Source organism: Micromonospora sp. MW-13, from assembly GCF_003434305.1.
GTDB lineage: Bacteria > Actinomycetota > Actinomycetes > Mycobacteriales > Micromonosporaceae > Micromonospora.
Genome location: NZ_QKKX01000009.1, coordinates 521,271 through 545,612, shown reverse-complemented (window position 1 = coordinate 545,612; position 24,342 = coordinate 521,271). Strand labels below are relative to the sequence as shown.

Sequence of the window (24,342 nt, the reverse complement as noted above, 5' to 3'; positions counted from 1 at the left end):
AAGACCAGCACCCCCCGGAGTCTTCCCTGATCTACGAAGCGATCAACGCCTTGTCCAGCTCGGCGCGGATGCCGGCCAGCACGTCCTCGGCGGTGCCGCGACCGGTGAAGCCGGCCGCGAGCCGGTGCCCCCCGCCGCCGAGGGCGACCGCGACGCGGCTCACGTCCACCGCGCCCTTGCTGCGCATCGACACCGCCCACTCCGCCGGGCGGACCTGCTTGACCACGCAGCTCACGTCGGCCTCGGCGGTGCACCGGACCGAGTCGATCAGGGCCTCCAGCACGTACGGTCGCTGGTCGTGCCGGGCCAGGTCGTCGAGCGTGGCGTACGTCCAGACGAGGCCGTGGCCCCCGGCCGCCGCCGGCTCCAGGCGGGCCCGGCAGAGCACCTCGCCGAACAGCCGCACCGCGCCGAAGGGCCGGGTGTCGAAGACCCGGCGCGAGATGTCGCCGGGCCGGATGCCGGTGGCCAGCAGCCGGGCCGCCAGCTCGTGCACCGCCGGCGTGGTCGCCTCGAACCGGAACGACCCGGTGTCGGTGGTCAGGGCCACGTAGAGGCACTCGGCGATCGCGGCGTCCAGGGTCACCCCGAGCCGGGCCAGCAGTTCCTCGGCCACCACCGAGGTGGCCGCCGCCCGGGGGTCGACCAGGTTGATCCCGCCGAACCGGGTGTTCGAGGCGTGATGGTCGAGCACCAGCGCCGCCCCGGCGGTCTCCAGCCGGTCGACCAGGCCGCCGAGCCGCGACTCGCTCGCCGCGTCGAAGCAGACGACCAGCTCCGGCGCCGGGTCCGCGTCCGCCTCCGGGACCAGCAGGTCCATCCCGGGCAGGCCGCGGATCGGCTCGGGCACCTCCGGCGGGCCGGCGAAGGTCGCCTGCAACCGGCGTACGCCGAGTTGGCGCAGGCCCAGCCCGAAGCCGAGCATGCTGCCCAGCGCGTCCCCGTCGGGGTTGACGTGGCAGATCAGCAGGACCCGGGCGTCGGGCGACAGGCCGCGCACCGCCGCGACGGCGGCGGCCCAGTCGGCCTCGCCCGGGCCGGTGTCGGCCGGCCCGGCGTCGGGACCGGTCACCGCCGGTCCGTGCCGCGGGGGGCGTCCTCGGCGTCGGCGTCCGCCCCGTCGGCGGAGTCGGCGTCTTCCTCGTCCTCCAGCCGGTACGGCTGGGCGTCGCCCGCGTACCGGGCACCGGCGGCGAGGCGCTGCACCTCGGCGTCGGCGCTGCGGGCCTGGGCCAGCAGGTCGTCGATCTGCTTGACCTGGTCCTGCACGTCGTCGAGGACGAAGGTCAGCGACGGCGAGTGGCGCAGCCCGAGGGCCTTGCCGACCGTGCTGCGCAGCATCCCCTTGGCGCTCTCCAGCGCCGCCGCCGTGCTGGACTGCGCCGCCGCGTCGCCCAGGACGGTGTAGAAGACCGTCGCGTCGCGCAGATCGGCGGTGATCCGGGCGTCGGTGATGGTGATCATGCCGAGCCGGGGGTCCTTGATCTGGCTCCGCACCACCGACGCGACCAGTTCGCGAATCCGCTCCGCGTGCCGGCGTACCTTGGCCGGATCCGTCATCTCGCCCACCTCCACGGCGTCCTGCTCCCGGCCGGAGCGGCGGCGCGGAGCGCCGCCGGATCCGACCGGCCGACAATTCGAACACTACCTTCGCGGTCGGGTCGACCGCCGGGCACGGGCGGCAACGCCCGGCGCCGCTCAGTCGTCGCCGTCGCCGTGCAGGTGACGGCGCACCGACAGCAGCTCGACCTCGGGACGGCCCGCGACCAGGCGCTCGCACGAGTCGAGCACCTCGCGCACGTGCGCGCCCTCCGCGGCCACCACGGCCACGGCTATCTCCGCCCGACCGTGCAGGTCGAGCGCTCCCACCTCGGCGGCCGACACCTCGAAGCGGCGCAGCGCCGCCACGATCGGCCGTACATATGATCTCTTGGCTTTGAGCGACCGGGAGTCGCCCGGCAGCAGCAGGTCGAAGACCGCGGTTCCGGTGAACATCGCCCCGGACGATACCCGCTGTGGCCCCCACATGATCAAGGGGTTTACGCCGTTGCGGGCGTAAACCCCTTGATCAGGGTGTCGAACGGATCAGGCGCGCGGCTTCTCCCGCATCTCGAAGGTCTCGATGACGTCGCCGACCTGGACGTTGTTGTACCCGCCCAGGGTCAGACCACACTCGAAGCCCTCGCGGACCTCCGTCGCGTCGTCCTTGAACCGCTTGAGGGAGCTGATCGTGAGGTTGTCCGCCACGACCGACCCGTCCCGCAGCAGCCGCGCCTTGGCGTTGCGGCGGATGATGCCGGACCGGACGATACAGCCGGAGATGTTGCCGACCTTGGACGAGCGGAAGACGTCGCGGATCTCCGCGCTGCCCAGCTCGACCTCCTCGTACTCCGGCTTGAGCAGCCCCTTGAGCGCGGCGTCGATCTCCTCGATGGCCTGGTAGATGACCGTGTAGTACCGGATCTCCACGCCCTCGCGGTCGGCGATCTCGCGGACCTTGTTGGCGGCCCGCACGTTGAAGCCGATGATCGTGACCGCCTCGGACGAGGCGCTCGCGAGCATGACGTCGCTCTCGGTGATCGCACCCACACCCCGGTGGATGATCCTGAGCTGGACCTCCTCGGGGATGTCGAGGTTGAACAGCGCGTCCTCGAGGGCCTCCACGGAACCGGAGACGTCGCCCTTGAGCACCAGGTTGAGCGAGGTCTTCTCGCCCTCCTTGAGCTGCTCCATGAGCGTTTCGAGGGTGGCCCGGCCGCGGGAGTTGGCGAAGGACGCCGCCCGCCGTCGTGCCTGCCGCTGCTCGGCGATCTGGCGCACCGTACGGTCGTCCGCCGCCGCGAGGAAGGTGTCGCCCGCCCCGGGGACCGCGGTGAGACCGAGCACCAGCACCGGACGGGCGGGGCCCGCCTCGGCGACCTGGTTGCCGTTCTCGTCGAGCATCGCCCGGACCCGGCCGTGCGCCCCGCCGGCGACGATCGAGTCGCCCGCCCGCAGGGTGCCCTTCTGCACCAGCACCGTCGCCACCGCACCACGGCCCTTGTCCAGGTGCGCCTCGATGGCCACACCCTGCGCCGGCCCGTCGATCGGAGCGGTCAGCTCCAGCGACGCGTCGGCGGTCAGCAGGACCGCTTCGAGCAGTTCGTCGATACCGATGCCCGGCTTCGCGGCCACGTTGACGAACATCGTGTCGCCGCCGTACTCCTCGGCGACCAGGCCGTACTCGGTCAGCTGCTGGCGGACCTTGTCCGGGTTCGCCTCCGGCTTGTCGACCTTGTTGACCGCGACCACGATCGGCACGTCCGCCGCCTTGGCGTGGTTCAACGCCTCGATCGTCTGCGGCATCACGCCGTCGTCGGCCGCGACCACCAGCACCACGATGTCGGTGACCTGGGCACCACGGGCACGCATGGCGGTGAACGCCTCGTGACCCGGGGTGTCGATGAAGGTCACCGCCCGGTCCTCGCCCTCGTGCGGGACGTGGACCTGGTAGGCCCCGATGTGCTGGGTGATGCCACCCGCCTCGCCGGCCACGACGTTCGCCTTGCGGATCGCGTCGAGCAGCTTGGTCTTACCGTGGTCGACGTGACCCATGACGGTCACCACCGGCGCACGGCTGACCAGGCGGTCCTCCGCGACCTCGGCGTCGAGGTCGATGTTGAACTGCGCGAGCAGCTCGCGGTCCTCGTCCTCCGGGCTGACGATCTGCACGTCGAAGCCGAGGTGCTCACCCAGCAGCAGCAGGGTCTCGTCGGAGCAGGACTGGGTCGCGGTGACCATCTCGCCCAGGTTGAACATCTCCTGGACCAGCGAACCCGGGTTGGCGTTGATCTTGTCGGCGAAGTCCGACAGCGAGGCGCCACGGGAGAGCCGGACGACCTGACCCTGACCCCGGGGGGCACCCGAGCTCATGGTCGGGGCCGACAGGTTGTCGAACTCCTGTCTGCGCTGCTTCTTGGACTTGCGGCCACGGGTCGGCTTACCGCCCGGACGCCCGAAGGCACCCGCGGCGCCGCCGCCACGGCCACGGCCGCCACCACCCGGACGACCACCGCCGCCGGCCGGGGCGCCCGGACGGAAACCGCCGCCGGGAGCACCGCCGCCACCACCGGGACCACCGCGGTAGCCACCGCCACCGCCGGCGCCACCACCGGGACCGCCGCGGAAGCCACCGCCGCCGCCACCGCCACCACCGGGACCGCCGCGGAAGCCACCGCCGCCGCCACCGGGACGACCCGCGCCACCGCCGCCGCCGGGGCGACCCGCGCCGGGGCCGCCGGGGCGACCGGGGCGCTGGCTCGGCATGGAGGCCGGGCTGGGCCGAGGCGGCATGGAGGCCGGACTCGGCCGCGGCGGCATCGACGCCGGGCTCGGGCGGGGACCGCCACCACCGGCGGCCGGGGGCCGCTGCTGCTGACCGCCCTGGATGCCGAACGGGTTGTTACCGGCGCCGCGCGCCGGCGGACGACCGCCCGGACGGGCACCCGGGCCCGGGGCCGGCGCGCCGGGGCGACCGGCGGCCGGGGAGCCCGGCCGGGGCGGCATCGCACCCGGACCCGTGCCCGGAACCGGACGCGGGCCGGGGCGGGGACCACCCTCGGTGGGGGGCTCCCGACGGACGTTCTCCCGCTGCTGCTGCCGGGCGGCCTGGGCGGCCTTGACCGCCGCCTCCTGCTCGGCCTTCAGCGCGGCGGCGCGCGCCTCGGCGGCCGCCACCTCGATGTCGTGGGCGCTCGCCGGCTTGGCGACCGGGGTCACCGGCTGCGGCGGGCCGGGAAGTGGCCCCTTGGGCTTCGGGCCGGGGGTCGGCGGGCCGGGCCGCCGCGGCGGCATCGGCTTCGCCGCGACCCGGGGGGCACCCGGGGTCGGGGACGGGGACGGGGTCGGCGTCGGACTCGGTGCGACCGCCGGAGGGGCGGCCGGCGCCGGGGAACCGGCGGAGGCGACGAATGCGTTGCGCAGCCGCCGGGCGACGGGCGCCTCGACGGTGCTGGACGCGGACTTCACGAACTCGCCCATTTCCTTCAGCTTGGCGAGAACGGTCTTGCTTTCGACCCCGAGCTCCTTAGCAAGCTCGTGTACGCGGGCCTTACCTGCCACTGCACTCCTCACTCCGAGGTCGTGCGGGCAGCACCCGCAGCGACCTCACTCGTGCACTTGAAGCCTGGTCATTTCAGGGACTTCATCGTGTGCTCATGTCGGTCGTCCTACCTTGCTAGCGACCCTCGCCCGGTCGGGATGACCGGACGTAGTGGTTGGCGCATCGAGATGCTCGGCCAGCTCACCGTGATCGACGACCCCGGTGACCCGCAACGCACGCCCGAAGGCGCGGCGTCGCACCGCCAGCGCGAAGCAGGCCGGATCTGGGTGCATGTTCGCTCCCCGACCCGGCAGCCTGCGAGCCGGATCGGGCCGGAGGCTGTGACCAGCCTCGTCCCCGACCGCGACCATCCGCAGCAATTCGCTGGCCGGCGCACGTCGCCGGCAACCCACACAGGTGCGCTCCGGCAGCGCGCGTCGTACCACCGGAAGAAGTCTACCCCTAGCTGCCCGAGATCGCTCCGCCCGGCTCCCGGACGTGATCGGCCCCGCTCCGCGCGGCCGTGGAAGTCTGCTCCGCGTCCGACCGGATGTCGATCCGCCAACCGGTCAACCGGGCAGCAAGTCGGGCATTCTGCCCCTCCCGGCCGATCGCCAGCGAGAGCTGGAAGTCCGGCACGGTCACCCGGGCGGTGCGGGTGGCCAGATCCACCACCTCGACCCGCAGCGCCTTGGCCGGCGACAGCGCGTTGCCGACGAAGGTGGCCGGGTCGTCCGACCAGTCGATGATGTCGATCTTCTCGCCGTGCAGCTCGCTCATCACCGCGCGGACCCGCTGGCCCATCGGGCCGATGCAGGCGCCCTTGGCGTTCACGCCCGGCGTGGTGGAACGCACCGCGATCTTCGTGCGGTGGCCGGCCTCGCGGGCGATGGCGCCGATCTCCACGGTGCCGTCGGCGATCTCCGGGACCTCCAGCGCGAACAGCTTCTTCACCAGCGCCGGGTGGGACCGGGAGAGGGTGATCTGCGGGCCGCGCATCCCCTTGGCGACGTGCACCACGACGCAGCGGATCCGCTCGCCGTGTTTGGGCTGCTCGCCGGGGACCTGCTCGGACTGCGGCAGCACGCCCTCCAGCTTGCCCAGGTCGACCGTGATGATGCCCTTCTCGGACCGCGCCTCGTGCGCCTGCACCACGCCGGTGACCAGGTCGCCGTCGCGGCCGACGTACTCGCCGAAGTGCACCTCGTCGGTGGCCTCCCGCAGCCGCTGGAGGATCACCTGCTTGGCGGTCATGGCCGCGATCCGGCCGAAGTCGTGCGGGGTGTCGTCCCACTCCCGCACCACGCTGCCGTCGTCGTCCAGCTCCTGGGCGTAGACCAGGGCCGCGCCGGACTTCCGGTCGATCTCCACCCGGGCGTGCGGTTCGGCCCCGTCGGTGTGCCGGTAGGCGGTCAGCAGCGCGGTCTCGATCGCCGCGAGGATCGTGTCGAACGGGATCTCCCGCTCGCGCTCGAGTGCGCGCAGCGCCGCGAGGTCGATGTTCACCTCTCCTCGTCCTCCACATCATCTTCGTCGTCGATGTCGTCAATGTCCTCGATGTCGTCGAGTTCGTCGTCGCCCGCCTCGTCGAGGCGGTGGAACTCGACCTGAACCCGGCCGGGGCCGAGCTCGGTGTGACGGAACTCCGCGCGGCCGGAGTCGGTCTCCAGCACCACGCGCTCGTCGTCGGCCTCGACCACCCGGCCGGTGACCTGGCGGTCGCCCGCGGGCTGTTCGGCGCGCGGCCCGGGCAGCGCGGCCCTGGCGGTCACCTTGACCAGCCGGCCGACGTTGCGCCGCCAGTGCCGGGGCAGGGTGAGCGGGCGGTCCACTCCGGGGGAGCTGACCTCGAGCTGGTACTCACCGGCCAGGATGTCGCCGCCGGCCTCCTCGGCCGCGTCGAGCGCGGCGGAGACGGCCCGGGAGACGTCCGCCACCGCGTCCAGGCTGATCCCGCCGTCGGCGTCCACGATCACCCGCACCACGTGCCGGCGGCCGGCCCGGGAGACGGAGATGTCCTCCAGGTCGTACCCGGCCTCGTTGACGACCGGCTCGACCACCGCGCGCAACCGGGCCCGCCGGGCCGCGAGGTCGCCCCGGGGGCCGCCGACGCGGTCACCGCCCCGGGGGCCGTCGGCGCGCCGGGGTCTCCCCGTCGGCCCCGTCGACCTGGTGGCACGGCCACGCTGCGTCATCTGGCGCACCCTTTCGTGATCGACGGCGCCCGGTCGGACGCCATGCCGGCACGCCACCGGCGCTCCGCCCCGGTGGCTGCGCAGAGCGTAACGCGCCCACCGCGCGACGGGCCGGGCGGCGCACCGACGCCGGTCGCCCCCGTCCGTGCTCGGATGGTGTTGACTTGTCCGGTGGCGAGGGGCAGAACGACACAGCACGACCGGGCACCAGGACATTCCCGACGAAACCTGCTGCGGGCCGGCGCACTGCTGACGCTCGGCGGTGCCGCCGCACCGCTGACCGGCTGTGATCTTTTCGACCGCGAGGAACCGGACCCGGCCCCCGATCCGCTCGAACCACTCGCCGCCGAGGCGCGCGAACTGGCCGCCCGACACCGCGCCGCGCTGGCCGCCGACCCGGGCCTGGCCGGGCTGCTCACCCCGATCGCCGAGGCCCACGAGGCGCACGCCGCCGAACTGGCGACGCTGTTCGGCCGCCCGGCGTCCGCGTCCCCGGGCGGGCCGTCGGCCGGGGCCAGCGCCGGCGGCGACCGGGCGGCGACGCTGGCCGACCTGCGGCAGGCGGAGCAGCGCGGGCGCGAGTCGGCCGCGAAGCTCTGCGCCGGGGCGCCGGCCGGGCGGGCGGCGCTGCTCGGCTCGATCGCCGCCGCCCGGGCCACCCACGTGGAGGCGCTGAAATGATCCACCGACAGGCACCCTCCGGGCCGGCCCAGGCGCTGGCCGACGCGCTCGCCGCCGAGTACGCCGCGGTCTTCGCGTACGCGCCGATCGGGGTCCGGCTCACCGACGCCGCCCGCACGGCCGCCCGCCGGGCCGAGGCGGCGCACCGGGCCCGGCGCGACGCGCTGGTGCTCCAGCTCAGCGCGGCCGGCGGCCCGGTCCCCGCCGACAAGGCCGGGTACGCGCTGCCCTTCCCCGTCACCGACGCGGCCAGCGCGCTGCGGCTGGCGGTCGAGGTGGAGGAGCGCACCGCCGCGTTCTGGCGGGCGGCGCTGCCGCACACCACCGGCGCGGACCGCAACCGGGCCCTCGCGGCGCTGACCGACTGCGCGGTGCGGGCCACCCGCTGGCGGCGCACCGCCGGGGTGACCCCGGTCACCGTCGCGTTCCCCGGCCGGCCCGACTGACCGGCTGCGGAGCGTTTCCGCTGCTCACCGTGGAGCCGCGGGCCACCGCCCCCGGTTGCGGACGGCATACCAGGTATGCATACTCCGGAGCCATGTCCATCCGTCACGGTCTGCTCGCGCTGCTCGAACGCGGCCAGATGTACGGCTACCAGCTCCGGGCCGCGTTCGAGGAGTCGACCGGCTCGACGTGGCCGCTGAACATCGGGCAGGTCTACACCACGCTGTCCCGGCTGGAGCGGGACGGGCTGGTGCGCCCGCTGCCGGAGAACGAGGGCGGGCAGCGGCCGTACGAGATCACCGACGCCGGGCGGGCGGACCTGGCGCTGTGGTTCGCGACCCCGATCAGCCGGACCGACCGGCCCCGCGACGAGCTGGCCATCAAGCTGGCGCTGGCGCTGACCACCCCCGGCGTGGACGTGCGTTCGGTGGTGCAGACCCAGCGCACCGCCACCATGCGGGCGTTGCAGGAGTTGACCCGGCTGAAGTACGCCAGCGACCGTCCCGAGGACCTGCCCTGGCGGCTGGTGCTGGACGCGATGGTGTTCCAGGCCGAGGCGGAGATCCGCTGGCTGGACCACTGCGAGACGAGCCTCGTGCGGCACCGGCCGGCGACGGGGCCCGGCGGCCGGCCGGCGGAGGCAGGCCGGACGGCGGAGACGGCGGGTCGGAACGGCGAGGAGGCACGGCGGTGAGCGGACCGGACGACGCGCCGGAGGTGGGCACGGCGGTGCTCGACCTGCGCGACGTCCACCGTACCCACGGCAGCGGCGAGGCAGTCGTGCACGCCCTGCGCGGCGTCAGCCTCACCGTCGGCCCCGGCGAACTGGTCGCGGTGATGGGGCCCTCCGGCTCCGGCAAGTCCACGCTGCTCGCCCTGGCCGGCGGGCTCGACGGGCCGACCGCGGGCGAGATCCTCGTCGAGGGGCAGCCACTGGGCGCGCTCGACCGCCGGGCACTGGCCCGGGTGCGCCGCCGACGGATCGGCTACATCTTCCAGGACCTCAACCTGCTGGGCAGTCTCACCGCCGCCGAGAACGTCGCGCTCCCCCTCGAACTGGACGGCGTCGGCGTCCGGCAGGCGCGGCGGGCGGCCCGGGCCGCGCTCGACGAGGTGGGGCTGACCGAGCTGGGCGGGCGCTTCCCGGACCAGTTGTCCGGCGGGCAACAGCAGCGGGTGGCCATCGCCCGGGCCCTGGTCGGCGAGCGACGGCTCGTCCTCGCCGACGAGCCGACCGGCGCGCTGGACTCGCAGACCGGCGAGGCGGTGCTGCGCCTGCTGCGCCGCCGGGTCGACGCGGGCGCCGCCGCCGTGCTGGTCACCCACGAGGCCCGACACGCTGCCTGGGCCGACCGGGTGGTGTTCCTGCGCGACGGGGTCATGGTGGACTCGACGGCGCCGCTGGGCGGCGTCGAGCAGCTCCTGGCCGGCAGCGGTCGGTGAGCCCGAAGCGGGCGGCCACCGCCCCGCTCCGGCAGGGCCGGCGCCCGGCCGACGTGCCGCGGCCGGCCCCGGCGGGCGGGGGCGACGCCCGCGCCCGGCAACGGCGGATCGTGGCGGCCCTGCGCTCCTGGCGGGCCGCGCTGCGTATCGCGCGGCGGGAGGCCGGGCGGGCCCGCGGACGCACCGCGCTGGTGCTCGCGATGATCACCCTTCCCGTGCTGGCGCTGGCCTTCGCCGCCGTCAGCTACGACATGTCCCGGCTGACCCGGGCCGAGCGGATCGACCGGCAGCTCGGCACCGCCGACGCGGAGCTGCGCTGGCTGGCCGACGGCCCGCTGACGCAGGACGCCTGGGGCGACAACAGCTACCCCCGCGACGGCGTCCAGCACCGGACCCGGCCGGTCACCGCCACCGAGCTGACCGCCCAACTGCCGCCCGGCAGCCGGGTCGGCGAGGTGCTGTGGTGGGTGCCGTTCGAGGTGCGCGTCGGCAACCGGCGCGAGATGTTCGACGGCCGGCAGCTCGACCTCGGCGATCCACTGCTGCGCGGGCAGGCCCGGCAGCTCGCCGGCCGCCCGCCGACGGCCGCCGACGAGATCGGGCTGAACCGGGCGGCGCTGCGCCGGCTGCACGTCCGGCCCGGCGACCGGGTCGCCCCGGCCGACGGCTCGGGCGACCGGACCGTGGTCGGGGTGGTGGAGTTCCCCGACGACCTGGGTCCCATGGTGGCCCTGCCACCGACGGCCCGCGCGCCGGTCGGTTCGCGGGGCGAGACGAGGTGGCTCGCCGACCTGCCGGACGACGTCGACCCCGGACTGACCGACCGGCTCAACGCGCGCGGGATCGCGGTGGTCGCCCGCACCCCGGCGCCCCACCCCGGGGTCGACGTCGGGCTGCTCGGCGCGTCGGTGAGCGCCGAGGACGCCGGCAACGCGGTGTTGATCGGCGGCCTCGGTCTGCTGGAGGTCGTGCTGCTGGTGGGGCCGGCGTTCGCCGTCGGGGTGCGCCGCCGACGGCGGGACCTCGCCCTGGTCGCCGTGGCCGGCGGGGACGCCGCCCACCTGCGCCGCATCGTGCTGGCCGACGGGGTGGTGCTGGGCTGCGCCGGGGCCGCCGCCGGGCTGGCGCTGGGCATCGCCGCCGCGGTCGCCGCCCGGCCCCTGACGGAGGAGTACGTCGTCCAGGCGCGGTTCGGGGCGTACCGGATCTTTCCGGCCGCCCTGGCGGCGATCGCCGCGGTCGCGGTGCTGGCCGGGGTGCTCGCGGCGCTGGCGCCGGCCTGGACCGCCGCCCGGCAGGACGTGGTGGCCGGGCTGGCGGGCCGGCGCACCCCGCCCCCGCACCGGCGGCGCTGGCCGCTGCTCGGGGCGGCGCTGACCGCCGGCGGCGCGGCGGTGGCGGCGCTGGGTGCCGCCCGCAGCGTCACGCCGGTGCTCTTCGCCGGCCTGGTCCTCGGCGAGCTGGGGTTGGTCTTCGCCACCCCGACGCTGGTCGGGTTGCTCGCCCGGGCCGGCCGGTGGCTGCCGCTGGCCCCCCGGGTCGCGCTGCGGGACGCGAGCCGCAACCGCGCCTCCGCCGCACCGGCCATCTCGGCGGTGATGGCCGCGGTCGCCGGCAGTGTCGCCCTCGGCGTGTACGTGGCCAGCGACGACGCGCGCACGACGGCCACCTACCGGCCGGGCCTGCCGTACGGCCACGTCCTGGTCCTCGACTCCGGCGCCGCGACCGGGCCGCTGCCGCCGGTGGCCCGGGTCGCCGAGGTCGCTGCCGCCGAGCTGCCGCCCAGCACGGTGGCCCGGGTCGACGCCCCGGCCTGCGCCGCGCCCGCCGCCACCGCCGGAGAGTGGTGCGAGGTCCGGGCGGAGTTGCCGCCCGGGCAGGCCTGCCCGTACGAGGTGCCGCAGTTCCGGGACGCCGCCGTCCGGCTGCGCGCCCGGGCCGATCCGCGCTGCGTCGGATGGCTGTCGGGCGGATACTCCGGCTACTCGCTGCCGTCGGTGGTGGACGACGGCGACGCGCTGGCCGCGCTCACCGGCGCCGCCCCGCAGGAGGTCGCGGCTGCCCGGCGAGTGCTGCGGGCCGGCGGCGCCGTGGTGACCGACCCGCGCTACGTCCTCGACGGCCGGGTCACCCTGGCGGCGACCCGGACGCCCGACGAGCCGGAGTCGAGGGGCACCGTCCGGTCCACCGTGCCCGGGTACGTGCTGCGCGGCGAGGTCGAGGTGGACCAGCTCGTGCTGTCCCACGCCGCCGCCGCCCGGATCGGGCTCGCCGCGCGCCAGGTCGGCTATGTCCTGGCCACCGACGCGGCGCCGACCCCCGACCAGCGGGACCGCTTCGACGCCGAGCTGCGGCGCCTCGCCCCGCTTGAGGTGGTCGTCGAGCGCGGGCGTCCGGACATCGACCGGCGGCCGGTCCTGCTGCTGCTGGCCATCGCCTCCGGCCTGATCACCGTCGGCGCGGCGGCCGTCGCCACCGGCCTCGCCGCGGCCGAGGGACGGGCCGACCTGTCCACCCTGGCGGCCGTGGGCGCCAGCCCCCGGTTACGCCGGGTGCTGTCGCTCTGCCAGGCCGGGGTGATCGCCGGGCTCGGCTCGGCGCTGGGCATCGTGGCCGGGCTGGGCACCGCCGTGATCGTCCTGGCCGCCACGAACCGCCGGTACGCCACGGCCTGGCCGGTGCAGGAGCCGTACCCGGTCGTGGTGCCCTGGCCCACCCTGGGGGTGCTGGTGGTGGTGCCGCTGGTGGCGATGCTCGGCGCGGGCCTGTTCACCCGGTCCCGGCTGGCCGTCGAGCGCCGCCTCGACTGACTGCGCCGGCGGGCCGGCGGCGGGTCCGGATCGGGGGTGCCGCCGCCGGCCCCGGGGCGGCAGACTGGTCGGGTGCCCGCACTCGGAAGCCTCACCCGTCGCCTCGGCCACCACCGCTGGTTCGGCGCGGTGGCCCGGCTGCTCGTCCCCGCCGACCGGGTGGTCGGCCGGCTCACCCGGGGCCGGGTGGTCGCGCTCGGCCTGATCCCCTCGCTCGTGATCACCACCACCGGCCGGCGCTCCGGGCTGCCGCGCAGCAACCCCCTGCTGTACGTCCCGGACGGCGACGCCTACGTGGTGATCGGCTCCAACTGGGGGCAGCAGCACCAGCCCGGCTGGGCGATGAACCTGCTCGCGCGCCCCGAGGCGGAGGTGGACGTCAAGGGCCGGCGGGTGGCCGTTCGGGCCGAGGTGGCCACCGGCGCGGAACGCGACCGGCTCTGGACGCTGCTGGTCACCGAGTGGCCGGCGTACCGGACGTACGTCGAACGGGCCGGCGGGCGGGAGATCCGCGTCTTCCGGCTGGTGCCGGCCGGGCGCGGCGAACCGGGCGGCGCCGCCGCCCGGTGACTAGGGTGGAGCCGGCGTCGCGGCGGCCCTCCCGGCGGCCGGCCCGGCGGGCAGTCGGCGAGGCAGAGGTGGTTCGTGGACCCGTACCAGGACGATCCCCGGTGGTCGGTGGCGGAGCGGGTCGCGGACGCCGCGAGGCGGCGCTTCCCGGCCGACGTCCTCGCGGTCGCGGCGCACGGCCCGCTGGCCCACGGTGACGACGACGGCGGCGGGGACGGCGAGGTCGGGCTGCTGATCGCCACGTACCGGGCCGGCGCGGGCCCGGCCCCGGCGACCCGCCGGGTGGACGGCGTCCTGGTCGACCTGAGCGTCGCCGCCGCCGACGAGCACCTCCGCCAGGCGCGGGCGATCACCGCGCTGTGGCCGCTCACCGCCGACCGGTACGTCACCACCCGGCCGGTGCACGACCCGACCGGGTGGCTGCCGACGCTGCGCGACGAGCACCTGGCCCGGCTGGCCCGGGCCCGGCCGGCGGAGTTCACCGACGCCGCCCGGCAGGCGTGGTACCGGGGCTGCGCCGCGCACTCCCGGGCCGCCCGGCTCGCCGCCTGGTACGAGACGGACCAGGCGCTGCTGATGCTCGGCGAGGCCCGGCTCGCGGCGGCCACGGTGAACGGGCTGCTCAGCCGCACCTACTTCCGGGACCCGGGGGACGCGGTCCGGCGTACCGGGCTGGCCGGGGCGGACATGACCGAGGTCGGCGCGGTGCTGGCCCGGCAGGCCGAGGAGCTGGCCGCCCGGGGCCGGCCCGTCGACGGGACCATCGACGACCTGCTCGCCGGCTGATCCCGGCCGCACGGGCGGTGGTTCGCCGGCCCCGCGCCGCCGGCGGTCGGGAGGGCGCCCCTGCCTACAGGCCGCCCTGGATGCCGATCAGGCTGCCGACCAGGTACGTCGCGCCGGCCGCCGCCCCGCCGAGCAGGAGCTGCCGCAGGCCGCTGGACCACCAGGGGCGCCTGGTGAACCGGGCCACGACCGCCCCGGCCACGAACAGCCCGACCCCGCCGACGGCCAGCGCCAGCCACAGGCTGGTCGCGCCGAACAGGTACGTCAGCAGCGGGACCAGCGCACCGACCGAGAAGAACAGGAACGACGAGGTCGCCGCCGCCCACGGGCTCGGCTGCACGTCCGGGTCGACGCCCAGCTCCTCCTGGACGTGCACGCGCAGCGCCTCCTCCGGGTTGCGCCGCACCGCCTCGGCGACCTGGGTGGCCAGGTCGCGGGGCAGGCCCCGGGCCACCCACGCGTCGGCCAGCTCGCGGGCCTCCGCCTCCGGGTGCCGTTCCAGCTCCCGGCGCTCCTTGGCCACCTCCGCCGCCACCTGCTCGTTGGCCGACCGGACGCTGGTGTACTCGCCGAGGCCCATCGAGATGGCCCCGGCGACCAGGCCGGCGGCACCGGTGAGCACGATGCTGCGCGGCGACACCCCGCCGCCGCCGACGCCCGCGATCAGGGCGATGTTGGTGACCAGGCCGTCCATCGCGCCGAACACGGCCGGCCGCAGCCAACCGCCGGACACGTCCGCGTGGTGCGCCTCACGAAGGGCCGCGGGGGTCTCGGTCATGGCAGGGTCAGGATCTCGTGACCGTCCTCGGTCACGAGGATGGTGTGCTCGAACTGGGCCGTCCACCTGCGGTCCTTGGTGACCACCGTCCAGCCGTCGTCCCACATGTCGTACTGGTACGTGCCGAGGGTGATCATCGGCTCGATGGTGAAGGTCATCCCCGGCTCCATCACGTCCGTGGGGCGGGGGCTGTCGTAGTGCGGCACGTAGAGCCCGCTGTGGAAGGACTCCCCGATGCCGTGGCCGGTGAAGTCGCGGACCACGCCGTAGCCGAACCGCTTGGCGTAGGACTCGATGACCCGGCCGATCACGTTGATCTGCCGGCCCGGGGCGACCGCCCTGATTCCCCGCATCATCGCCTGGTGGGTCCGCTCGACCAGCAGCCGGGCCTCCTCGCCGACCTCCCCCACGCAGAAGGTCGCGTCGGTGTCGCCGTGCACCCCGTCGAGGTACGCGGTGACGTCCACGTTGATGATGTCGCCGTCGGCCAGGACCGTCGAGTCCGGGATGCCGTGGCAGATCACCTCGTTGAGGCTGGTGCAGCAGGACTTCGGGAAGCCCTTGTAGCCGAGCGTCGACGGGTAGGCCCCGTGGTCGCAGAGGAACTCGTGCACCACCCGGTCGATCTCGTCGGTGGTCACCCCGGGCTTGCAGTGCTCCCCGGCTAGCTGGGTGGCCTGGGCGGCGAGCCGGCCGGCCACCCGCATCTTCTCGATGGTCTCCGGGGTCTGCACGTGCGAGCCGCGCCACTCCTGGGGACGCTTCTTGCCCACGTACTCCGGTCGGACGATGTGACCCGGCACCGGTCGCATCGGGGAGAGCGTGCCGGGGGTCAGCGGCGCACGGACGGTCATGGCGCAAGCCTATCGCCGGCCCGGCTCACGACGCGCGGGCGCGGTGCCCGGCGGCGGCCGTGACCTCTCCCACGACGACGACCTACCGGTTGTTGCCGGGCGACAACCGCTGTGCGATCGTGTGCTGCGTGGATCAAGGGGGAACACCTCCCGTCTTCGCCGCCCGGGCGGAGACCGACGGCGAACACGTCCGCGTGGTGGTCTCCGGCGAGGTGGACATGGCCACGGCCGACACGATGCTCCAGAGCGTCCTGCGCGAGCCGGCCGGCCGGGTCACCCTCGACCTGCGGGCGGTCACCTTCTTCGACTCCGTCGCGATCCACGCCGTGGTCCAGCTCTCCCGGCGCTACCCGGACGCGCTGACCGTGCTGCCGTCCCGCCAGGTCCGGCGGGTGCTGGAGATCTCCGGCCTGGCCGAGCAGACCTGGGTCGCCCCGGCCTGAGCCCGGCCTGAAACCCGCCGGCCGCGCCCGGTCCACCCCGACGGCCGGCCGCGGTCAGTCCTGGAGCCGCCGGCGCAGCGTCACTTCCGTCCCCTCGGCGGTCCGGCTGACCGTCAGGTCGCCGAGCGCCCTGATCAGCTCCAGCCCCCGGCCGCGGAAGCCCGCGCCGGTCGACTCCCGCCACCGCCCGGTGTCCAGGACGGTGGCCACCACCGTGCGGTCGGCGATGGTCACCTCCACGCCGATGGTCGGCTCGGTCGGCTCGACCGGATGCTCGATGGCGTTGGCGGCGGCCTCCGAGACCGCCACGGTCAGGTCGAACAGGTCGGTCTCGCCAACCCGGTGGGCGACGAGGAAGTCCTCCAGGCGCCGGCGCAGCACGCTGAGCCGGGCCGGGTCGGCCGGCAGCCGCAGCGCGAACCGGTTCGGCTCGGTCGCCTCCAGCGCGAGGACCGCGACGTCGTCGCGGCGGGGCCGGGAGGCCACCCGCTCGACGACGGCGTCGACCAGGTCGGCGACGTGCCCGGCGTGCCGGGTGGCGTCGGCGCGCAACTGCCCGAGGGCGGCGTCGATGCCGAGCTGGCGGTCCTCGATCAGGCCGTCGGTGTAGAGCAGCAGCCGGGAGCCGGGGGCCAGCTCGTCCTCCAGCGTCCGGTACGAGGCGGCGGGAATCGCACCGACCGGCGGCCCGAGCGCGCGGTCGTGCAGGAAGCCCACCGCGTCTCCTCGGATCAGCAGGGGAGACGGGTGCCCGGCGCTGGCGTAGCGCAGCCGCCCGGTGCGGGAGGAGAACCACAGGCAGACCACCGTCGCGAACGACGGCTGCTCGGTCGAGCCGACCAGCCGGTTGAGCCGGGTCAGCGACTCGCCCGGGTCGTAACCCTCCAGCACGTACGCCCGCAGCGCGTTGCGGAGCTGACCCATCGCGGCGGCGGCGCGGACGCCCTTGCCGACCACGTCGCCGATGACCAGGACGAGTTCGTGGTCGTCGAGCTCGACGACGTCGTACCAGTCGCCGCCGACCTCCACGTCGGCGCTGCCGGGCAGGTAGCGGCTGGCCACCACCGCGCCGGGCAGCCGGGGCAGCGTGCGGGGCAGCAGGCTGTGCTGGAGGGTGGTGGCGATGCGGTGCTCGGCCTCGTAGAGCTGGGCGTTCTCCAGCCGTACGCCGATCAGCCGGGCGAGCTGGGTCAGCGCGGCCCGGACGGTGTCGGTGGCCCCGTCGGCGCGCCCCCAGACCCGCAGCTCGCCGAGCTGCTCGCCAGCGGTGCCGGTCAGCGGCAACACGACGGACGGTTCGACGGCGGCCGGGCCGCCGCCGGCGGCCTCGTAGCGGGCCCCGGTGGCGGTGACCACCACCCGGGCGGCCTCGGCGAGGCCGAGCGCGTGCCGGGCGGCCACCTGGAGCACCTCGGCGGTGGTCCGGGCGGTGTTCACCTCGACGGCGGCGTCGGCCAGCGCGTGCAGCCGCCGGATGATCTGCCCGCGTAGCTGGCCCAGCTCGACGTTCGCCCGGACCCGGGCGATCAGCTCCTCGCTGGAGAACGGCTTGGTCAGGTAGTCGTCCGCGCCGACCGACAGGCCGGCGACCGCCTCGGCCGAGCCGGCCCGGGCGGAGAGCAGCACGATCGGCACGTGCCGGGTACGCGGGTCCGCGCGCAGCGCGGTGACCAGGCCGAACCCGTCCAGCCGGGGCATCATCACGTCGGTCAGCACCAGGTCGAACGGGGTCTGCACGGCCTGACGCAGGGCCTCCACCCCGTCCGGCACGGCCACCACCTCCCAGGTCGGGGAGAGCAGCCGGGCGACGTGCTCGCGCAGGTCGGCGTTGTCGTCGGCGAGCAGGATGCGGCCGGCCGGGCGCCGGTCGAGCGGGCCGGCGGACACCGCCGCCGAGGTGGCCGGCGGCGCGTCGGCCCACAGCGAGCTCTCGGCGGCGAAGAGCCGGGCCTGCGCCGGTTCGGCAGGGGCGGCCGGTACGGCGGCGGTCGCGACCCGGGCGGCGGGCAGGTGGGCCGAGCCGAACGGGAGGGTCACGGTGAAGGTGCTGCCCTCGCCGACCCGGCTGTGCGCCTCGGCCCGCCCGCCGTGCATCTCCACCAGCTCGCCGACCAGCGCGAGCCCGATCCCGGTGCCCTCGTGGGTGCGGGCCCGGACGCCGGGCACCCGGTGGAACCGCTCGAAGACGTGCGACAGCTCCTCGGGGGCGATCCCGACGCCGGTGTCGGTGACCTCCAGGCGGGCCGCGCCGTCGACCGCCCGGACCCGGACCCGGACCTCGCCGTCGAAGGTGAACTTCACCGCGTTGGAGACCAGGTTGAGGACGATCTTCTCCCACAGGTCCCGGTCGACGAAGACCGGCCCGGGCAGCGGCGGGCAGTCGACCACCAGGCGCAGGCCGACGCGTTCGGTGGCCGAGCGGAAGGTGCTGGCCAGCCGGGAGGTGTAGTCGGCCAGATCGGTGGGCTCGTAGTGGGCGGCCAGCCGGCCGGACTCCAACCGGGAGAAGTCCAGCACCGTGTTGACCAGCTTGAGCAGGCGCAGCGCGTTGCGGTGCATCACGGTGAGCTGGTCGGTGTAGGGCGCCGGCAGCACCGGGTCGGCGAGCAGGTCCTCCAGGGGCCCCAGCACCAGGGTCAGCGGGGTGCGGAACTCGTGGCTGACGTTGGCGAAGAAGCTCGTCTTGGCCCGGTCCAGGGCGGCCAGCTCGGCGGTCCGGGCCCGCTCCTGCTCGTACGCCCGCTGCCGGCCCACCGCGCGGGAGAGCTGGGCGGCGACCAGGTCGAGGAACGTGCGGTAGTCGTCGGTGAGCGGCAGCCGGGCGGACACTCCCACCACGAGGGCCCCCGCGGGCTCGTTGGTCGCGGTGAGCGGCAGCACCAGCGCCTGCCCGGCGACCCCGTCCGGCACCTCGGCCAACAGGTCGGCGACGTCGACCGTGCCGGCGGCCCCGCCGTCGGCGACCCGGCTCAGCACGGCCGTGGCGGCCTCGCCGAGCGGTGGCAGGTCGACCGCCGCACCGCCGCCGCTGCGGCCGGCGAGGGTGAGCCGGCCGGTGCCGTCGCGCAGGTAGACCAGGTCGAACGGGACGTCGGCCCGGTGCCGGTCGAGCACCCGGGCGAGGACCGTCCCCAGCTCGCCGGACTGCTCCGCCTCGGCCAAGCCGGCGCCCAGCTCGGCCAGGGCCCGCAGCCGGCGCTCGCCGAGCACCCGGCCGGTGGTCTCGCTCACGATGCAGAAGATCCCGTTGATGCCGCCGTCGGCGTCCCGGATCGGGTCGTAGGAGACGTCGAAGTAGACGTCCTCCAGGAAGCCGTGCCGGTCGAGCACGAAGGGGTGGTTCTCGCCCCGGTACGGCTCGCCGGTCTCCCGGACCGAGTCGAGCAGCGGCCCGAGCACGTCCCAGGTCTCCACCCAGTGCTCCCGGGCGGGCTGGCCGATCACGTGCGGATGCTTGGCGCCGATGGTCGGCAGGTAGGCGTCGTTGTAGAAGGCGCGGTGCTCCGGCCCCCAGAACATCACGATCTGCGCCCGGGAGGAGAGCATCGTGGCGACCGCGTGGCACAGCGCCGCCGGCCAGCCGGCCGGCGAGCCGAGCGGACTGCTGGTCCAGTCGAACCCGCCCAGCCGCTCGCCCATCTCGCCGCCGGCGTCGAACGCGGCCGTGAGCAGCGGCGGGATGGTCTCGTCGATGGTCCCGACGGACGGGTGCAGCCCGTCCTCGCCCCCCTGGGTCGAGCTCATACACCCTCCCGCACCGGGCCGTGTCCCCCCGACGACCGCCAGATCGTCGCCCCCCGACGACCGATGATCGTCGCCGTGCCCCGCCTTCTACCCAGACGGACCAGCAACGTAACGCGTCGGTCGGGAACGACGCTGGTAACCCGCGTGCCACCCGCACGCCCACGGCCGGCGGACGGTGGGGACGGCAGCCGCCGCCCACCACCGGCGGAAACGGCGGGGACGGCGGCGTCCGGCGTCAGAAGACCGGCAGGCCGTCGATGCTCGCGGCGTTCTTCGTGGCCCGGTAGGTGACCAGGTCCTCGGCGGTGCGCCGGGAGTGTGACCTGACCAACAGGTCCCGGTCCCCCTGATAGCCCATGAGGGGCACCGCGTACCCGCAGGAGTCGCTGACCCGGTCGACGTCGACCGTGATCACCGCGCGGGCGGAGTGCAGGTCCGGCGGGTCGGGGAAGTCGCCGAGCCGCTCGGCGAAACCGGCGTCCTCCACCGTCACCGCCGTGCCCCGTCCGTGCAGCCGGACGATGTTCGGCGGGCCGGTGAAGGCGCAGAACATCAGCGTGATGCGACCGTTCTGCCGCAGGTGGGCGATGGTCTCCGCCCCGCTGCCGTGGAAGTCGAGCCAGGCCACCCGGTGCGGGCCGAGGATGACGAAGGTGCCGCGCATCCCCTTCGGCGACAGGTTGACGTGCCCGTCGGCGCCGGAGGGCGCGGTGGCCACGAAGAAGACGGGCTGCTCCTCGATGAAGTCGCGCAGCCGCCCGTCGATGGCCGGATAGACCTTCCCCATGCCGCCATCGTCGCACCACCTACCGGAAAATGGGATGGCCCTTCCCGTCAGACAGGACGGGCGGCGGCCCGGCGGACGCGCTGGCCGGAGGTCACAGCGGGGTGACGTACGCGCCGGTGATCCCGCCGTCGACCACGAACTGGGCGGCGGTCATGAACGAGGAGTCGTCGCTGGCCAGGAAGGCCACCGCCGCGGCGATCTCCTCCGGCCGGCCGAACCGGCCCATCGGCACGTGCACCAGCCGGCGGGCGGCCCGCTCCGGGTCGGCGGCGAACAGCTCCAGCAGCAGCGGGGTGGCCACCGGGCCGGGGCACAGCGCGTTGACCCGGATGCCCTCCCGGGCGAACTGCACGCCCAGCTCGCGGGTCATCGCCAGCACCCCACCCTTGCTCGCCGTGTACGCGATCTGCGAGGTGGCCGCCCCCATCAGCGCCACGAACGACGCGGTGTTGATGATCGACCCCTTGCCCTGCCGGCGCATGTGCGGGATGACGTGCTTGCAGCACAGGTAGACGCTGGTGGTGTTGACCCGCAGCACCCGCTCCCAGGCGTCCAGGCCGGTCTGAAGGATCGAGTCGTCCTCCGGCGGGGAGATGCCGGCGTTGTTGAACGCCACGTCCACCCGGCCGTGCCGCTCGACCACCCCGTCGAACAGGTCCCGCACCGCCGCCTCGTCGGCCACGTCGCAGGCGACGAACTCTCCCCCGACCTCCTCGGCGGCCTGCCCACCCGCCGCCGCGTCGACGTCGACGCAGACCACCCGCGCCCCCTCGGCGGCGAACCGCCGCGCGGTGGCCAACCCGATCCCGCTGCCCGCCCCGGTGACCACCGTGACGCGCCCCGCCAACCGACCCTGCACCTTGTCACTCCTCCGTGGCGATGAAGACGTTCTTGACGTCGGTGAAGGCGTGCAGCGCGTCCGGGCCCAACTCGCGGCCGAACCCGGAACGCTTCATCCCACCGAACGGGGTCCAGTACCGCACCGAGGAGTGCGAGTTGACGCTGAGGTTGCCCGCCTCCACCGCCCGGGCCACCCGGATCGCCCGGCCCACGTCCCGGGTCCAGACCGAGCCGGACAGGCCGTACTCGGTGTCGTTGGCCAGCCGGACCGCGTCCGCCTCGTCGTCGAACGGGAGCACCGACACCACCGGGCCGAAGACCTCCTCCCGCCAGTGCCGATCGGCCGGCGAGTCGGCGAGCAGCACCGTCGGGGCGTACCAGAAGCCGGGGCCCTCCGGGCAGGAGCCGGTGAAGGCCACCGTCGCCCCGTCGACGTACCCGGCGACCCGGTCGCGCTGGCCGGCGGAGATCAGCGGGCCCATCTCGGCGGTCTCCAGCGCCGGGTCCTCGACCCGGAAGCCGCGCACAGCGGGCTCCAGCAACTCCAGGAACCGGTCGTACACCGTGCGCTGGACCAGGATCCGGGACCGGGCGCAGCAGTCCTGGCCGGCGTTGTCGAAGACCGCGTACGGCGCGGTGGCCGCCGCCCTCTCCAGGTCGGCGTCGGCGAAGACCAGGTTGGCGCTCTTGCCGCCCAGCTCCAGGGTGACCCGTTTCACCTGCTCGGCGCAGCCGGCCATGATCCGGGTGCCGACCTCGGTGGAGCCGGTGAAGCAGACCTTGCGTACGGCCGGGTGGGTGACGAACCGTTCCCCCACCACCGACCCTTCGCCGGGCAGCACGGTGAACACGTCCTCGGGCAGCCCGGCCTCGCGGCCCAGCTCGGCCAGGCGCAGCGCGGTCAGCGGGGTCAGCTCGGCCGGCTTGAGCAGCACCGTGTTGCCGGCGGCGAGCGCCGGGGCGAAACCCCAGGCGGCGATCGGCATCGGGAAGTTCCACGGCACGATCACCCCGACCACGCCCAGCGGCTCGTGGAAGGTGACGTCAAGCCCGCCCGGCACGGGGATCTGCCGGCCGGTCAGCCGCTCGGGCGCGCCCGCGTAGTAGTCGAGCACGTCCCGGACGTTGCCCGCCTCCCACCGGGCGTTGCCGATGGTGTGCCCGGAGTTGCGCACCTCCAGCGACGCCAGCTCCTCCAGGTGCGCGTCGACAAGGCCGGCGAACCGCCGCAACACCCGCGCCCGCTCCCCCGGCCCCACCTTCCGCCACGACTCGAACGCCGCCCCCGCCCGCGCAACCGCCTCATCGACCTCCACCAGCGAGAACGCGGACACCTCCCCCACCACAACCCCGCTAGCGGGATCAACCACCTCCATCACGCCCCCCACCTCCCACCCTTCCCACCCTTTCCTCGTCGATCATGGAGTCGTGGCGCCCCACGAAAACCCCGTACCGCCACACTTCGCCCACCACCAGTCCATGATCGACGCGGTCAGAGGCGTTCGAAGCCACGGGTCAGCTCCCAGTCAGTTATCGCGGCGTCGAAGGACGCCAGCTCTACGCGGGCGTGGTTGGCGTAGTGGGCGTGCACCTCGTCGCCGAAGACGGCTCTGGCGATCGTGGAGGACTCCCAGAGGGCCAGGGCGTCGCGGAGGGTGGCGGGGACGCGCTCGGCGGCCGGGTCGTCGTACGCGTTGCCGGCGCACTCCGCGCCCAGTTCCAGCTCGCGCTCGATGCCGTGCACCGCCCCGGCCACCAGCCCGGCGATCGCCAGGTACGGGTTGACGTCCGCGCCGGGCACCCGGTTCTCCACCCGCATCCCCTCGCCGTGGCCGACCAGCCGCAGCGCGCAGGTGCGGTTGTCGGTGCCCCAGCGCAGCGCGGTCGGGGCGAACGAGCCGGGCTGGTACCGCTTGTACGAGTTGACGTTCGGGGCGAACAGCAGGCTGAACTCGCGCATGGTGTCCAGCAGCCCGGCCAGCACCCGCTGGCCGGTGACGCTGAGGTGCGCCGGGCCGTCGCCGAGCATCGCCGAGCGGCCGTCGGCGTCGCGCAGCGAGAAGTGGATGTGGCAGGAGTTGCCCTCCCGGGCGTTCGGCTTGGCCATGAAGGTGATCGACATGCCCTCCTGGGCGGCGATCTCCTTCGCCCCGTTCTTGTAGATCACATGGTGGTCGGCGCAGGCCACCGCCTCGTCGTAGCGGAAGGCGATCTCGTGCTGGCCGAGGTTGCACTCGCCCTTGGCGCTCTCCGGGGTCAGGCCAGCGCCGGCCATCTCGGTGCGGATGCGGCGCAGCAGCGGCTCGACCCGGGCGGTGCCGAGCAGCGAATAGTCCACGTTGTACTGGTTCGCCGGGGTCAGCTCGCGGTAGCCGCGCCGCCAGGCGTCCTCGTACGAGTCGCGGTAGACGACGAACTCCAGCTCGGTGCCGGCGTACGCGGTCAGCCCGTGCGCGGCGAGCCGGTCGAGCTGGCGGCGCAGGATCTGCCGGGGCGAGGCGACCACCGGCCCGGACCCGTCCGGCCACGCCAGGTCGGCCAGCAGCATCGCCGTCCCCGGCTGCCACGGCACCCGGCGCAGGGTCTCCAGGTCGGGCACCATGGCGAGGTCGCCGTAGCCGCGCTCCCAGCTCGACATCGCGTACCCGTCGACGGTGTTCATGTCGACGTCCACGGCGAGCAGGTAGTCGCACCCCTCGCTGCCGTGCTCCACCACCTGGTCGAGGAAGAACGGCGCGTGGAACCGTTTGCCCTGCAACCGGCCCTGCATGTCGACCAGCGCCAGCACCACCGTGTCGAGCTTGCCGGCGGCGACGGCGGCCCGTAGCTCTTCGAGGGACAGGGGAGCTCTGCTCATCCGCGGGCTTCCATCACCAAGGTCTACTGC

22 protein-coding genes are annotated in these 24,342 nt (G+C 74.8%); 8 read left to right on the top strand and 14 right to left on the bottom strand.

Annotated elements, in window-relative coordinates; all coding sequences use genetic code 11:
* Nucleotides 1-31: 31 nt before the first annotated feature.
* The 7 genes from C5N14_RS06570 to rimP form a co-directional block, all read right to left on the bottom strand.
* Nucleotides 32-1,072 carry a bifunctional oligoribonuclease/PAP phosphatase NrnA gene (locus tag C5N14_RS06570; RefSeq protein WP_117666459.1) on the bottom strand — a complete coding sequence of 347 codons (1,041 nt, stop codon included), beginning with the start codon at nucleotides 1,070-1,072 and terminating at the stop codon, nucleotides 32-34.
* Nucleotides 1,069-1,560: a 30S ribosome-binding factor RbfA gene (gene rbfA, locus C5N14_RS06565; RefSeq protein WP_117666951.1), complete on the bottom strand. Its 492-nt coding sequence runs from the start codon at nucleotides 1,558-1,560 to the stop codon at nucleotides 1,069-1,071. The genes C5N14_RS06570 and rbfA overlap by 4 nt, the downstream gene beginning before the upstream one ends.
* A 138-nt stretch (nucleotides 1,561-1,698) precedes the next feature.
* Entirely contained in the window at nucleotides 1,699-1,995 is a 297-nt protein-coding gene (locus C5N14_RS06560; RefSeq protein WP_117666457.1) for a DUF503 domain-containing protein, read from the bottom strand.
* 90 nt (nucleotides 1,996-2,085) lie between these two features.
* Complete coding sequence (gene infB / locus C5N14_RS06555) at nucleotides 2,086-5,100, bottom strand: translation initiation factor IF-2 (RefSeq protein ID WP_117666455.1); 3,015 nt, start codon at nucleotides 5,098-5,100, stop codon at nucleotides 2,086-2,088.
* 93 nt (nucleotides 5,101-5,193) lie between these two features.
* Nucleotides 5,194-5,526: a YlxR family protein gene (locus tag C5N14_RS06550; RefSeq protein WP_117666453.1), complete on the bottom strand. Its 333-nt coding sequence runs from the start codon at nucleotides 5,524-5,526 to the stop codon at nucleotides 5,194-5,196.
* A gap of 16 nt (nucleotides 5,527-5,542) precedes the next feature.
* Nucleotides 5,543-6,586: a transcription termination factor NusA gene (gene nusA, locus C5N14_RS06545; protein WP_117666451.1), complete on the bottom strand. Its 1,044-nt coding sequence runs from the start codon at nucleotides 6,584-6,586 to the stop codon at nucleotides 5,543-5,545.
* Nucleotides 6,583-7,275, bottom strand: coding sequence for a ribosome maturation factor RimP (gene rimP / locus C5N14_RS06540; RefSeq protein ID WP_117666449.1), 693 nt, complete (start codon nucleotides 7,273-7,275; stop codon nucleotides 6,583-6,585). Before rimP ends, nusA begins: the two co-directional genes overlap by 4 nt.
* 228 nt (nucleotides 7,276-7,503) lie before the next feature.
* Here rimP and C5N14_RS06535 point away from each other — a divergent pair, with 228 nt between their 5' ends.
* The 7 genes from C5N14_RS06535 (at nucleotide 7,504) to C5N14_RS06505 (ending at nucleotide 14,009) form a co-directional block, all read left to right on the top strand.
* A complete protein-coding gene (locus C5N14_RS06535; protein ID WP_207892639.1) occupies nucleotides 7,504-7,956 on the top strand; it encodes a hypothetical protein in 453 nt (150 codons plus the stop codon).
* Nucleotides 7,953-8,402: a ferritin-like domain-containing protein gene (locus C5N14_RS06530; RefSeq protein WP_117666447.1), complete on the top strand. Its 450-nt coding sequence runs from the start codon at nucleotides 7,953-7,955 to the stop codon at nucleotides 8,400-8,402. Before C5N14_RS06535 ends, C5N14_RS06530 begins: the two co-directional genes overlap by 4 nt.
* A gap of 92 nt (nucleotides 8,403-8,494) precedes the next feature.
* Nucleotides 8,495-9,094: a PadR family transcriptional regulator gene (locus tag C5N14_RS06525; RefSeq protein WP_117666445.1), complete on the top strand. Its 600-nt coding sequence runs from the start codon at nucleotides 8,495-8,497 to the stop codon at nucleotides 9,092-9,094.
* A 23-nt stretch (nucleotides 9,095-9,117) separates the two neighbouring features.
* Nucleotides 9,118-9,843 (top strand): ABC transporter ATP-binding protein, encoded by a 726-nt coding sequence (locus tag C5N14_RS06520; protein WP_117666947.1) that lies wholly within the window; start codon nucleotides 9,118-9,120, stop codon nucleotides 9,841-9,843.
* On the top strand, nucleotides 9,840-12,653 hold the full coding sequence (locus tag C5N14_RS06515; RefSeq protein ID WP_243639215.1) for an FtsX-like permease family protein: 2,814 nt from the start codon (nucleotides 9,840-9,842) through the stop codon (nucleotides 12,651-12,653). Before C5N14_RS06520 ends, C5N14_RS06515 begins: the two co-directional genes overlap by 4 nt.
* A gap of 72 nt (nucleotides 12,654-12,725) precedes the next feature.
* Nucleotides 12,726-13,223, top strand: a complete 498-nt coding sequence (locus C5N14_RS06510; RefSeq protein ID WP_117666443.1) for a nitroreductase family deazaflavin-dependent oxidoreductase — start codon at nucleotides 12,726-12,728, stop codon at nucleotides 13,221-13,223.
* A 75-nt stretch (nucleotides 13,224-13,298) separates the two neighbouring features.
* The gene (locus C5N14_RS06505; protein WP_117666441.1) at nucleotides 13,299-14,009 is read left to right on the top strand and encodes a nucleotidyltransferase domain-containing protein; all 711 of its coding nucleotides are present in this window, start codon (nucleotides 13,299-13,301) and stop codon (nucleotides 14,007-14,009) included.
* Between the two features lie 64 nt (nucleotides 14,010-14,073).
* Here C5N14_RS06505 and C5N14_RS06500 read toward each other — a convergent pair whose 3' ends face one another.
* Together C5N14_RS06500 and map are read right to left on the bottom strand one after the other, a co-directional pair.
* Nucleotides 14,074-14,787: a VIT1/CCC1 transporter family protein gene (locus C5N14_RS06500; RefSeq protein WP_117666439.1), complete on the bottom strand. Its 714-nt coding sequence runs from the start codon at nucleotides 14,785-14,787 to the stop codon at nucleotides 14,074-14,076.
* The gene (gene map / locus C5N14_RS06495; protein WP_117666438.1) at nucleotides 14,784-15,641 is read right to left on the bottom strand and encodes a type I methionyl aminopeptidase; all 858 of its coding nucleotides are present in this window, start codon (nucleotides 15,639-15,641) and stop codon (nucleotides 14,784-14,786) included. Before map ends, C5N14_RS06500 begins: the two co-directional genes overlap by 4 nt.
* 128 nt (nucleotides 15,642-15,769) lie before the next feature.
* Here map and C5N14_RS06490 point away from each other — a divergent pair, with 128 nt between their 5' ends.
* Complete coding sequence (locus tag C5N14_RS06490) at nucleotides 15,770-16,084, top strand: STAS domain-containing protein (protein WP_117666435.1); 315 nt, start codon at nucleotides 15,770-15,772, stop codon at nucleotides 16,082-16,084.
* Nucleotides 16,085-16,138: 54 nt separating this feature from the next.
* On the opposite strand, the gene C5N14_RS06485 is transcribed toward C5N14_RS06490, so the two are convergent.
* From C5N14_RS06485 to C5N14_RS06465, 5 genes are all read right to left on the bottom strand, one after another.
* Nucleotides 16,139-19,828 carry a SpoIIE family protein phosphatase gene (locus C5N14_RS06485; RefSeq protein WP_117666433.1) on the bottom strand — a complete coding sequence of 1,230 codons (3,690 nt, stop codon included), beginning with the start codon at nucleotides 19,826-19,828 and terminating at the stop codon, nucleotides 16,139-16,141.
* Nucleotides 19,829-20,063: 235 nt separating this feature from the next.
* Nucleotides 20,064-20,615 carry a pyridoxamine 5'-phosphate oxidase family protein gene (locus C5N14_RS06480; protein WP_117666431.1) on the bottom strand — a complete coding sequence of 184 codons (552 nt, stop codon included), beginning with the start codon at nucleotides 20,613-20,615 and terminating at the stop codon, nucleotides 20,064-20,066.
* Nucleotides 20,616-20,706: 91 nt separating this feature from the next.
* A complete protein-coding gene (locus tag C5N14_RS06475; protein WP_117666429.1) occupies nucleotides 20,707-21,474 on the bottom strand; it encodes a 3-oxoacyl-ACP reductase in 768 nt (255 codons plus the stop codon).
* Nucleotides 21,475-21,478: 4 nt separating this feature from the next.
* A complete protein-coding gene (locus C5N14_RS06470) occupies nucleotides 21,479-22,831 on the bottom strand; it encodes an aldehyde dehydrogenase (RefSeq protein WP_117666428.1) in 1,353 nt (450 codons plus the stop codon).
* Between the two features lie 116 nt (nucleotides 22,832-22,947).
* Entirely contained in the window at nucleotides 22,948-24,312 is a 1,365-nt protein-coding gene (locus tag C5N14_RS06465; RefSeq protein ID WP_117666426.1) for a glutamine synthetase family protein, read from the bottom strand.
* Nucleotides 24,313-24,342: the final 30 nt, after the last annotated feature.

Bases quoted from the DNA above. Each gene is read 5' to 3' on its own strand.
- C5N14_RS06525 (WP_117666445.1), top strand. From the start codon at position 8,495: ATGTCCATCCGTCACGGTCTGCTCGCGCTGCTCGAACGCGGCCAGATG.
- C5N14_RS06470 (WP_117666428.1), bottom strand. From the start codon at position 22,831: ATGGAGGTGGTTGATCCCGCTAGCGGGGTTGTGGTGGGGGAGGTGTCC.
- C5N14_RS06480 (WP_117666431.1), bottom strand. From the start codon at position 20,615: ATGGGGAAGGTCTATCCGGCCATCGACGGGCGGCTGCGCGACTTCATC.
- C5N14_RS06465 (WP_117666426.1), bottom strand. From the start codon at position 24,312: ATGAGCAGAGCTCCCCTGTCCCTCGAAGAGCTACGGGCCGCCGTCGCC.
- C5N14_RS06530 (WP_117666447.1), top strand. From the start codon at position 7,953: ATGATCCACCGACAGGCACCCTCCGGGCCGGCCCAGGCGCTGGCCGAC.
- C5N14_RS06485 (WP_117666433.1), bottom strand. From the start codon at position 19,828: ATGAGCTCGACCCAGGGGGGCGAGGACGGGCTGCACCCGTCCGTCGGG.
- rimP (WP_117666449.1), bottom strand. From the start codon at position 7,275: ATGACGCAGCGTGGCCGTGCCACCAGGTCGACGGGGCCGACGGGGAGA.
- C5N14_RS06560 (WP_117666457.1), bottom strand. From the start codon at position 1,995: ATGTTCACCGGAACCGCGGTCTTCGACCTGCTGCTGCCGGGCGACTCC.
- rbfA (WP_117666951.1), bottom strand. From the start codon at position 1,560: ATGACGGATCCGGCCAAGGTACGCCGGCACGCGGAGCGGATTCGCGAA.
- map (WP_117666438.1), bottom strand. From the start codon at position 15,641: ATGACCGTCCGTGCGCCGCTGACCCCCGGCACGCTCTCCCCGATGCGA.
- C5N14_RS06500 (WP_117666439.1), bottom strand. From the start codon at position 14,787: ATGACCGAGACCCCCGCGGCCCTTCGTGAGGCGCACCACGCGGACGTG.